Source organism: Paenibacillus sp. P3E (assembly GCF_001909045.1).
GTDB lineage: Bacteria > Bacillota > Bacilli > Paenibacillales > Paenibacillaceae > Paenibacillus_AQ > Paenibacillus_AQ helianthi.
On record NZ_LVWH01000213.1, the window covers coordinates 19,960 to 28,246 of the forward strand.

Annotated in this window: 5 protein-coding genes; all 5 read right to left on the reverse strand. The window is 53.6% G+C overall.

Features of this window, described 5'->3' with window-relative positions; all coding sequences use genetic code 11:
- Window positions 1-68: 68 nt before the first annotated feature.
- The 5 genes from pgmB to A3842_RS27245 all read right to left on the reverse strand — a co-directional run bounded on the left by pgmB (window position 69) and on the right by A3842_RS27245 (window position 8,181).
- A complete protein-coding gene (gene pgmB, locus A3842_RS27225; RefSeq protein ID WP_256701897.1) occupies window positions 69-3,077 on the reverse strand; it encodes a beta-phosphoglucomutase in 3,009 nt (1,002 codons plus the stop codon).
- Between the two features lie 53 nt (window positions 3,078-3,130).
- Window positions 3,131-4,222, reverse strand: a complete 1,092-nt coding sequence (locus tag A3842_RS27230) for a carbohydrate ABC transporter permease (protein ID WP_074088440.1) — start codon at window positions 4,220-4,222, stop codon at window positions 3,131-3,133.
- Window positions 4,223-5,338 carry a carbohydrate ABC transporter permease gene (locus tag A3842_RS27235; RefSeq protein ID WP_074103385.1) on the reverse strand — a complete coding sequence of 372 codons (1,116 nt, stop codon included), beginning with the start codon at window positions 5,336-5,338 and terminating at the stop codon, window positions 4,223-4,225.
- A gap of 203 nt (window positions 5,339-5,541) precedes the next feature.
- Window positions 5,542-6,969 (reverse strand): ABC transporter substrate-binding protein, encoded by a 1,428-nt coding sequence (locus tag A3842_RS27240; protein WP_074103386.1) that lies wholly within the window; start codon window positions 6,967-6,969, stop codon window positions 5,542-5,544.
- A 207-nt stretch (window positions 6,970-7,176) separates the two neighbouring features.
- Window positions 7,177-8,181, reverse strand: a complete 1,005-nt coding sequence (locus tag A3842_RS27245; protein WP_074088437.1) for a LacI family DNA-binding transcriptional regulator — start codon at window positions 8,179-8,181, stop codon at window positions 7,177-7,179.
- Window positions 8,182-8,287 lie beyond the last annotated feature (106 nt).

Sequence of the window (8,287 nt, forward strand, 5' to 3'; positions counted from 1 at the left end):
GAACGTAGTTCTAAATGCGAATACCCCGTCTCTCCTCCAACCATGGAGGGTAGACGGGGTATTTCCATTTAGAGCTGGATCAGCTCCATAAGCTTCTCTACACTCAGCCCCGAGGGCCCGGGTACCAGCAGATCAGCCGCACCGAGCTGGGCTGCGCTTCCGATACCTACTGCTGTCATGCCGGCAGCCTTGATAGCGGCTACGCCCGCTGCCGCATCCTCCACGCCGATGCAATGGCCCGGCGTGACCCCAAGCAGCTCCGCCGCCTGCAGGAAGATCTCCGGGTCGGGCTTGCCCTTCCGCAGACCAGCCGGGTCGGCGATCGCCTGGAACCAGCGGGCTGCGCCGAGACGCTCCAGAATCTGCGGAGCATTCAGGCTCGCCGAGGCCAGCCCCAAGAGGATTCCCCGCTCCCGCAGGGAATCTAACAGCTCCGGGATCCCCGGCAGCAGGTCCTCCGGGGTGATCCGCCCGATCATTTCCCTGTAATGATCGTTCTTCTGCTCCGCCAGCCGCAGCTTCTCGGCTTCCGGGAGGCTCAGGCCGCTGTCCTCCAGCACGATGTCCAGCGACTCCATGCGGCTCACGCCTTTCAGCCGTTCATTCTTCTCCCGGCTGAAGGGCACCCCCAGGCCATCGGCCAGCGCCAGCCAGGCTAGATAATGATATTCGGCCGTGTCAGTAATTACGCCGTCCAGATCGAAGATCACCGCTTCCAGCCGTCTCGCAAGCGAGACGGTCACCGGCTCCCGCGGAGACAGCTGCAGCGTCTGCTCCAGGTGCCGGATCGTGAGGCCTTCCCCCTCAAGCAGCGTATAAACTGCCGCCTCACGGTCTACATACACATCCAGCAGCTGGCCCCTGGATGTGATTTTGAAGCGGTAGCTCTGCCACTGCTCCGGCAGCGCCGGATGGAAGCACAGCACGCCGTCATACTGGCGCATTCCACCGAAGCCGTTCACGATCGACATCCACGAGCCTGCCATTGCCGCCATGTGCAGCCCGTCTTTAGCGTTGCGGTTGATATCATCCAGGTCCATCCGCACCGTGCGGTCAAAGTAGGCATAGGCACCTGCCAAGTCACCGATTTCAGCGGAGACGATGCTGTGAATACACGGGGACAGGGAAGAATCATGGGTCGTCAGCGGCTCATAATACTGATAATTGCGGATTTTGTCGGCCAGGCTGAACTGGTCACCAAGCAGGAACAATGCCATAACGAGATCGGCCTGCTTCAGCACCTGGTGGCGGTAGATCACGAGCGGGTGATAGTTCAGCAGCAGCGGATACTTATCCGCCGGGGTGCGCTCGAAATCCCATTTCCGCTTGCTAAGAAACGTATCATCCTGTGCATAGATGCCCAAGGCCCGGTCAAATGGGATATACATCTTCTCCGCAGCCTCCAGCCAGCCCTCTGCCTCCTGCGTGCTCAGTCCTATACTTCGTTCCAGCCGTTCGTAATCTCCGGGATATTCCCGGCGGAGCAGATCAGCTGTCTCAAAAGCATACAGAAGCTGATCCCGCACCATCAGGTTCGTATAGGCGTTATTGTTCACAATGGCTGTATATTCATCGGGACCGGTTACGGCATCAATGCAGAAGGCTCCGCCGCGTGCCGGATTGAAATGGCCCAGATCCGCCCAGAAGCGCGACGTTTCAAACAGAACCTCCGCACCCTTAGCGGCGAGAAACTCTACATCACCTGTCGCCTGCACATACTGCTTGATGCCATAAGCAATATCCGCATTGATATGTGCCTGGGCCGTGCCTGCCGGGAAATAAGCCGAGTTCTCCGCGCCGTCAATCGTCCGCCAGGGATAGAGCGCCCCTGTCTGCGACATCACTGCCGCCCGCTCCCGCGCTTTACCTAATGTGGCATAGCGGAACTCCAATAGTGCACGGCTCACTTCGGGCTGGGTGTACGTGAAGAACGGCAGCATGTACATTTCGGTATCCCAGAAATAATGGCCCTCATAGCCTTCACCGGTGAGGCCTTTGGCTCCGATATTGGTTACACCGTCACGTCCTACAGACTGCAGCAGCTGAAAGGCATTGAAGCGGATCCCCTGCTGCAGCGACGGGTCGCCGGTAATCTCTACATCCGTGTGACTCCAAAAAACATCGAGGTAGGCCTGCTGTTCAGCAGCAAGCCCGTCAAAGCCGCAATCCGCTGCCATCTCCAGTACGGCCATGCTCCGGCTATGCAGTTCCTCTTCATCATAATCCTTGGAGGTATGATACGAAATATACTTGCTGAGCGATACACTCTGTCCACTAAGCACTTCAGCGGTATAACATACCGAGATCCGCGGACCGGTCAGGTGGCGGCTTACCTCATGGCCGGAGTCCGCCTGCAGCTTATGGCTCATCGCCGTCAGCAGTGCGAACTGCGTATGCCGGGTCCGCTGCTTCATCCACAGCATTCCTGCAGTCTCATCATAACCCGTGCCTTCCAGCAGCAGGCTTGGTTCACGGCTACCCGATCCGAGCCGGGGATCTCCGCTTGCCTCCTGCCGGACGATATCCCCGTCCATGGCGGAACTGAACGTTAGCGTACCGTCGAAATTAAGCGCCGTTACGCTGTAGTGAGTAGCGGCGAGATGCTTATGCTTCAGGGACACCATCCGCCGGATCTGCAGCAGTACACGGTGGCCTGCCGGCGATTCCCACTCCACTTCACGGTGGAGGATGCCGCTTCGCATATCCAGCCAGCGCCCGTAGCGGTGTACCGTACCACTGTTCATATGGAAGGCATGGCCTTCAATACTCAGCTCGATGATCCGGGCATCGGTTACATTCAGCATGGCCTGGTAGCGCTCAGGATACCCGTACGCCCCCTCGGGATACACAATGGGCTCAGAATCAAAGAATCCGTTCAAGTAGTTGCCGGCCACCGAGGTTCCCGCCAGGCCATGATAACCTTCCTCAAAATTGCCGCGCATGCCGATATATCCGTTGCCCAGCGCGAACACGCTCTCGCTTCTCTGGTTGTGCTCATCCTCGTAGGCATCCTCACGAAGGCTCCAATCCCGGTAGGGATACAGTGCCGCCGAATGCTCATAGGGCTTCATCTTCATCTTGAACATCTCCTCCTGATCGCGAGACTCTTATGAACCCTCCAGCTCTTTCATCATCCTTTCACTGAACCGCCCATCAGGCCGCGGACGAAGTACTTTTGCAGCAGGAAAAAAATCGCCAGCGGCATCAGCATCGAAATAAACGCCGCCGAGGTCAGCAGATGCCAGTCGTTGCCGCGCGAGCCGACCAGATCGGCGATCTTCATCGACATAACCTGAACCGAAGGCTGGTTGCCGATAAAGATCAGCGAGACCAGATAATCATTCCATACCCACAGGAATTGGAAGATCCCGATGGAAGCCAGGGCAGGAACGGACAGCGGCAGAATCAGTCTGCTGAAGATGGTGAAATGGCTCGCGCCATCGATAAAGGCCGATTCAAACAAATCCTTAGGCAGCTGGCTGATGAAGTTATACATGAAATAGGTGACCAGCGGCAGACCGAAGGCGGTATGCGCCAGCCAGATCCCCAGATAGCTTCCGTTCAGACCCAGTGCGGTATAATCCTTAAGCACAGGAATCAGTGCGACCTGAATCGGAATCACGAGCATGGCGATAATGATCACGAACAGTGTTTTGCGGCCCGGGAACCGCAGCCAAGCGAAGGCATACGCGGCAAAAGAGGCGATCAGCACCGGAATAACCGTAGCCGGAACCGCAATCGTCAGCGTGTTCCAGAAGGCCTGCGACAGCCCCGTTCCTTTTTGTACCGTTTCACTGCCGTCGGCCTCCTTGAGTTTGTACTCTTTGCCGGACAGCACATTATTGTAATTATCCAGTGTAAAATCAGGTTTGGTCTCCCAGCCCTGCTCCTGCATATTGACCGTGCGCGCTCTGCGGTTCTCCCACATCAGACGGCTGTCATCCACCTCCACGCCTGCCTTCAACTGGTCGTCTGTATAGGTTTTGCCGTTCACCTCAATCGGCTGGCGCAGATCCACATCCTTGGACAGCTGCAGCGTTTCGCCTGCCTTCCACTCCTGATGGGGGAACACTTTCCACCAGCCGGTCTGCAGAATATCCGCTGCCGGACGGAACGAGGAAATAAAGAGGCCCAGCGTGGGAAGCAGCCAGATAAAACAAATGACACCCAGTGCCAGATTGACGATGGTTTTGCCGCCTTTTCTTTTCTTTTTGCCGACCATTTAGAATCCCCCCTGCTTGCGGAACTGTCGAAGATTAATAATAATAACCGGCAAGACCGCGATCAGGAGAACAATAGCCAGCGTCGAGCCGTACCCGAAATTACGGTACATAAAGAACTGCCGGTAGAACTGTGTCGCTACCACTTCCGTATCGTATTGACCTCCTGTCATCACCATGACGACGTCAAATATTTTCAATGTAAAGACGATAATGGTGGTGGTAACGGTAAGGATTGTCGCAGAAATGATCGGAATCATAATCCCAAAGAAAATCTTCACCTCACCCGCCCCATCCACGCGCGCAGCTTCCAGAATATCGTCAGGGACCCCTTTGATCGCAGCAGAGAAAATGACCATCGCAAACCCGGTCTGCATCCAGATCAAAATGACAATGAGAAAAAAGTTATTCCAGGGCTGCAGCATACTCGTCCAGGCTTGCGGCTCGCCGCCAAAATAGGTCACGACCGCATTCAGCAGTCCGATTTGCTCATCACCCGGCTGATAGTAATAGACGAATTTCCAGATTACGCCTGCGGCTACAAAAGATATAGCCATCGGCATGAAGATGATCGACTTGGCGATTTTCTCGTAGCTGCTGCGGTCGGCAAGGATGGCGATGAGCAGCCCGAAGCAGACACAAGCCAGCGTCCCCACGAACACCCAGAGCAGATTATTACGCAGTGCAGTCGCCATGAGGTGGTCGCTGAATATCGCAGCGTAGTTGCTGAGTCCGACAAATTTCTCCGAGGAAGCATTAAAGAAGCTCAAGTACAACGTACGCAGTGCAGGCAACACCAGCAGCCAGCCCAGAATGATCACAGCCGGCCCGATAAAAATATACGGCAGCACCTTCCTGCGGATATAGTCAGGGTACTGCTCCACCGCCCAGGTCAGCGTATAGTAAATGAGATACACCCCCAGCACGCCCCACAGTACAGCAAGAACCGCCGTGAGCAGCGGATTCAGCGTGGAATCCCGGAAAAACATGAAAATCACACCGTTGATAACGATGTTGGAGAGTAGTACAACAAGGGACAGGAGCACCGCCCTGAGGCTGATTTTCTGCTTCGCCCCGGCACCCGCAACACTGGATTCCGGCTTTATTTGTGCATCCATATTAGCTCCTCCTATAAGTTTTGCTAGAGCAAAACTTCCTCGCAAGCATAGGCTCTGGTTTTGCCGAGCAAAGCTTTCTTCGTAAGCCTTGTACATGGTCGATCTGTTCGGTCAGAATACGTTAACAGAGAAAAAGCGGGACAGGCCATACTCACTGCACACTGCCCCGCTTTTAGATGAATATATGACTTAATAAGTTCCGCTTAGTTTTTCCAGCCTGACTGGATCTGTTCCAGAGCCTTATCCAGTGTTGCCGTTCCGCTCACATAGTCGGTCATGCCTTTCCAGAACGTACCCGCACCCACTTTACCCGGCATCAGGTCAGAACCGTCAAAACGGAGCGTGGATGCATCCTGCACCAGCTTCGCCATGCGGCGGTCGGATTCAGAGGTGTACCAATCCAGAGAAGCATCATTCATTGGAGCGATTACACCGCCGGACTGCACCCAGCTCTTGATGGATTCACCGGTAGTGAAGAATTCCATTACTGCACGGACTTCCGGACGGTCATTGAACATGGCATAGATATCGCCTGCTACCAGCACCGGCTTGCCGTACTGCGGATCAATCGGCGGCAGGTAGAACCAGTCGTAATCCTGATCCACCTTAGCGGTTTCCGGGAAGAAACTTGTGATAAAGTTGCCCATCAGGTTGAACCAGGCCTTTGGAGGATTCTCAAACATCGGTTTAGGAGCATCCCCGAAGGCTGTAGTTACGATCGATTTGGTTCCGCCATAGACATAATCCTTGTTGAGCCAGATCTTGGACATGACTTCAACGGCGTTCTTCACTTCCGGGGAAGTGAACGGCAGCTCACCCTTCACCCATTTGTCATAGTTCTCCGGCGTGGTTGTCCGCAGCATGATGTTCTCTACCCAGTCCGTTGCCGCCCAGCCTGTAGCCGCACCACTCTCGATACCGATGGTCCAGGCCGGATCGCCGTCCTTGGCGATTTGCTCAGTCAGTGCCATCATCTCATCCCAGGTTTCCGGAACTTTATATCCGGCTTCTTCGAATTGTTTTTTTGGATACCACACCAGGCTCTTCACATTGCTGCGGTTCCAGATCCCGGCCATAATCTTGCCGTCTTTGCCATCCATAGTCGACATATCGAGCCAGCTTTTATTGTAGTTGGCCTTCAGTTTCTCCTGGTCCAGCACTCCTGTCAGGTCAACCACCTTGCCGGTTTTGGCAATGGAGGCCAGCAGGCCAGGCTGCGGGAAGTCAGCGATATCCGGCGCATTTCCGCCGTCGACGCGGATATTGATCGTCGCTTCGAATTCCTTGGAGCCTTCATATTGAATGTCGATGCCGGTCTTGTCTTCAAATTCCTTGATGCTTTTCTCGAATTTCACCTGGTCAGCATCTACGAAGGGTCCGAACATCGTGACTTTGGTTCCTTTATAATCACCTTTCATAGCCAAATCCAGCGGTGAGCCCGGAGCAGCGGCCTCTGTAGGATCAGGTGATGCCTGATTGTTAGATGCAGCCGGTGCCTCTGTAGTCGCTGGCGGATCAGTCTTAGCCGCATTATTCGTGTTATTATTCCCGCCGCAACCGCTAAGCAGCATGGTGAAGGATAAGCATAGCACCATGGCGAGTGACAGTTTTCGTCCCGTAGCCTTTTTCATTCGTCATACATCCCCTTTAATTATGGTTTGTGAGACTGCATTTCTTGTGCTTACGTTCGGTTGTTGCTCGCTTACCTGCGGGATCACCTCCTTGCAAGAAGTAGTGGAGCATAAGACTGTCTTAGGTTGTATGCGCTACCAATACTATATTGAAAATAATTAGCCTTCATCCTACTCTTGTGAAAAGCTTTTCAAAGTATACAGGACTCATCGTTCCCGTGAGGATTCCCTCACAATCAGCTTATGCTCCATTTTTTCTGTGGTTACTTCCACCTTGCCGGTGGTCAGCAGCTCATGCAGCTTCTCGGCGGCTCTATAGCCCAGTTGATAAATCGGCTGTGCAATTGTCGTCAGCTTCGGAATGAACATCCCCGACATCCGCAGATTATCGAACCCGATAACGGATACCTGGCCCGGCACCAGAATATTACGGTCTTTCAAATACGAGATTGCCCCCATCGCGAACTCATCAGCGACACAGAATAAGCCCGTCACTTCCGGATAATCCGCAAACAGCTCATGCGTAGCTTGATAGGCATGCTCAAAACGGTGATTGGCATATCTGACCTTCTCCACATTGTACTCAAGTCCGGCTTCTGTTAATGCTCTTACAAAGCCGTCATACCTAGGTGGGCCTGACACGGAATTCACATGATCGAACCCGATCATGCCGATTTCGGTGTGACCCAGCTCGATCAGAAATCTGACCGCGTCGCAGGCTGCCTTTTCATCATCAATCTCCACTGTAGGCACATCGAATTCTTCCGAGTGGGATGAGACCAGCACAAAGGGAATTCTGCAGCCGGTCAGCTTCTCATAACATTCCGGGTACAGGACATCACTGGCGTACACAATCCCATCGACCTGCTTCTCATGAAAAGTATCAATGTAGCTCAGCATCCGGTCCTTATCACGGTCGGTATTGCAGATCATCAGACTGTAACCCAGCTTAATGCAGGCATCCTGCATTCCCCGGATCACTCCGGCAAAATAAAGGTTCTCAATATCAGGGATAAGCAAGCCCAGCATATAAGACTTCTTGTAAATCAATCCCCGGGCGAAGGCATTGGGCTGATACTTCAGCTTCTCTATGGCTTCAATTACACGGCTGCGTTTACTCTCAACTACTGTATTCGGTGCATTCATCACGCGGGATACAGTACTGATCGACACCTCTGCCATTTTGGCAACATCTCTGATGGTTGGCTTCATTAGCGTAACTTCCTTTTTTAAAATATAAGAATTTATATGCTTCAACAATAAATTATCCTTATATTTCTCGCTGAAACGGATACCATCCTTAAAAGGACGGCGAAGC